Origin of the sequence: Streptomyces sp. WAC 04229 (assembly GCF_003947455.1) — a bacterium.
Taxonomy (GTDB): Bacteria; Actinomycetota; Actinomycetes; order Streptomycetales; family Streptomycetaceae; genus Streptomyces.
Map to the genome: position 1 here is coordinate 1 of NZ_QHJH01000384.1, position 1,692 is coordinate 1,692.

Below are 1,692 nucleotides of genomic sequence, written 5' to 3' on the forward strand. Positions count from 1 at the left end.
CCCCCGGCCCGCGGCACACCGCGGGCACCCGCCCCGGAACCCCACGATCCGGGGCTGTGCGTGCCGGTCATCGGCCTCTGCGTGGACCTGCCCGGCGACGACTGACGGCCGCCGGGACACCCCGGCCCCTAACCCTCGTCGCCGTCGCCCCGCCGGGTGAGCAGCCAGGGCTCGACCACGCCGAGACCGCGTACCGGGCGCTGCCACATCGGCTGGAGCGCGAAACGGTACGAGGGCGGGTCCTCGCCCGCCTTCTCCGCGGCGGCGGCCTCCTCGGCCGCGACCGCCTCCGAGGCCGGCGCGTCCTGGGTCCGGATCAGCTCCTCCGCGAGCGCGGCGTCGACGAGGACGGCGTCACGGGGAGCTATCGAGGTCAGCCGGGAGGCCAGGTTCACGGTCGAACCGAAGACGTCGCCCATCCGGGTGGTGACCGTGCCGAAGGCGATGCCGACGCGCAGTTCCGGCATCGTCTCGTCGTTCGCCATCGTCTCGACGAGGAGCAGCGCGATCTCCGCGGCCGTTCCCGCGTCGTCGGCGGCGTAGAGCACCTCGTCGCCCAGGGTCTTGATCAGCCGTCCGCCGCGCGCGGCGACCAGGTCGGCGGCGGTGGTCTCGAAGGCCTCGACCAGCTCGCCGAGTTCCTCCTCCTCCATCCGGCGGGTCAGCCGGGTGAAGCCGACCAGGTCGGCGAAGCCGACCGCGAGCCGCCGGTCCACCATCTCCTCGTCGTCGGCGGCCTGCACGACCCGGCCCGCCGAGGCGGCGAGCTGGCGGCGCCAGACGTAGACGAGGAACTCCTGCAGCTCGGGCAGGAGCAGCTCGACGATCGGGTACGTCACCTCGGTGCGCGTCATCCCGGGCTCGGGGGGCTCGGTCAGGCCCTCCAGGAAGGAGTCGATCTGCCACTCGGCCAACCGGGCGGTGGTCTGCCCGGTGGACCGGGCCACCTGCACGGCCATCGCCTCGCTGAGCAGCCCCGCCTCCACCAGACCGGCCAGCCGCCGCAGGGCGAGGACGTCGGCCTCGGTGAGCGCCCTGGCCTGGCCGATGTCGGCGAAGCCCATGGCCCGCCAGAAACGGGACGCCAGTTCCATGGAGACGCCCGCGCTGCGGGCGGCCTGGAAGGGGGTGTAGCGGCGCTCGGCGCCCAGGATGAGCCCTTCGAGGCGCAGCGCGAGCGGGTCCTCGCCGGAGTCGGCGGAGTCCGGGGCGGGCTCGGGGTCCACCCGGCCGTCCCCGTCCGCGCCGGAGCCCGTGTCGTCGACGCTCAAGCCTGCTGCCCTTCCGATCTGCCGCGGTCAGATATCGACCGGCCACAACTTTACGTCAGGTGTGCCCCAGCTCACTGCCGTGCGGCAGCACTCCGAGCCCGCCCTCCCCGGGCCCGGCCCGCACCCCGGATCCCGCACGCACGCACGCCCACCGCTCTCCCACTCGGCACACGTCCCGCGGCCCCCTCTCCGTACAACCACGGGCCGGATCTCCGTACAACCGGCCGAGCCCGCACCGAACCCTGCTCGCCCCGAGCCTGCGCCCCGAACCGCACGCACGCCACCCGCGGCCGCACGCCGTCCCCCATGGCGCAATCGTCGCCACGGCCCCCGCCCACCGGCACCATGTCGTCGAGTCGGCAGTTCCGCAGCGCCGCGACATCGCCGCCGCCACCGTCCCGTTCCAGCCCGAGCTCGTCAT

Annotated in this window: 1 protein-coding gene; it reads right to left on the reverse strand. The window is 74.5% G+C overall.

The window, feature by feature from the left end; genetic code table 11:
• Window positions 1–128: 128 nt before the first annotated feature.
• Window positions 129–1,271: an adenylate/guanylate cyclase domain-containing protein gene (locus DMH12_RS38380; protein ID WP_125495849.1), complete on the reverse strand. Its 1,143-nt coding sequence runs from the start codon at window positions 1,269–1,271 to the stop codon at window positions 129–131.
• Window positions 1,272–1,692 lie beyond the last annotated feature (421 nt).